Below are 1,294 nucleotides of genomic sequence, written 5' to 3' on the forward strand. Positions count from 1 at the left end.
CGCGCAGAATTCGGCGAGAGCAAACCGCTGAAAGGCGCGCGCATCGCGGGGTCGCTGCACATGACAGTGCAGACCGCTGTGCTGATCGAAACACTGAAGGCACTTGGCGCCGATGTGCGTTGGGCCTCGTGCAACATCTTCTCGACGCAGGATCACGCGGCCGCGGCTATTGCTGCGGGCGGCACGCCTGTCTTCGCGATCAAGGGCGAGACGCTCGCGGAATACTGGTCCTATACCGACCAGATTTTCCAGTTCGAGGAAGGCACCTGCAACATGATCCTCGACGACGGCGGGGATGCGACGCTCTACATCCTGCTCGGCGCGCGGGTCGAGAACGGTGAGACCGACCTGATCGAAGTGCCCACCTCGGAAGAGGAAGAGGCGCTGTTCGCTCAGATCAAGAAGCGCATGAAGGAAAGCCCCGGCTGGTTCACCAAGCAGCGCGACGCGATCAAGGGCGTCTCGGAAGAGACCACGACCGGCGTGCATCGCCTTTATGATCTGCACAAGAAGGGACTGCTGCCCTTCCCGGCAATCAACGTGAACGACTCGGTCACCAAGTCGAAGTTCGACAACAAATACGGCTGCAAAGAGAGCCTCGTTGACGGCATCCGCCGCGCGACCGACGTGATGATGGCCGGCAAGGTCGCCGTCGTCTGCGGTTACGGCGATGTGGGCAAAGGCTCCGCCGCTTCGCTGCGCGGTGCAGGTGCTCGTGTGAAGGTCACCGAAGTCGATCCGATCTGCGCGCTGCAAGCTGCGATGGACGGGTTCGAGGTCGTCGTGCTGGAAGACGTGGTCGACAGCGCCGACATCTTCATCACCACCACCGGCAACAAGGACGTCATTCGGATCGAGCATATGCGCGAGATGAAGGACATGGCGATCGTCGGCAATATCGGTCATTTCGACAATGAAATTCAGGTCGCGAACCTGAAGAACCACAAATGGACGAACGTCAAAGAGCAAGTGGACATGATCGAGATGCCCTCTGGCTCGCGCATCATCCTGCTGTCGGAAGGCCGCCTGCTGAACCTGGGCAACGCCACCGGCCACCCGAGCTTCGTGATGTCGGCGTCGTTCACCAATCAGGTTCTGGCGCAGATCGAGCTGTGGACCAAGGGCGATGACTACGCGCCGGGCGTCTACATCCTGCCCAAGCACCTCGATGAAAAGGTCGCCCGCCTGCATCTGGACCGGATCGGCGTGAAGCTGACCCAGCTCAAGCCCGATCAGGCGGAATATATCGGCGTCACGGTCGAAGGCCCCTTCAAGCCCGAGCATTACCGCTACT

Annotated in this window: 1 protein-coding gene; it reads left to right on the forward strand. The window is 60.7% G+C overall.

Annotated features, from left to right (window positions below):
* A partial coding sequence (ahcY, locus tag B6V74_RS18675) for an adenosylhomocysteinase (protein WP_146694589.1) occupies positions 1-1,294 on the forward strand: 1,294 nt, incomplete at both ends.

It is taken from the genome of Thioclava sp. F42-5, from assembly GCF_002213195.1.
GTDB lineage: Bacteria > Pseudomonadota > Alphaproteobacteria > Rhodobacterales > Rhodobacteraceae > Thioclava > Thioclava nitratireducens.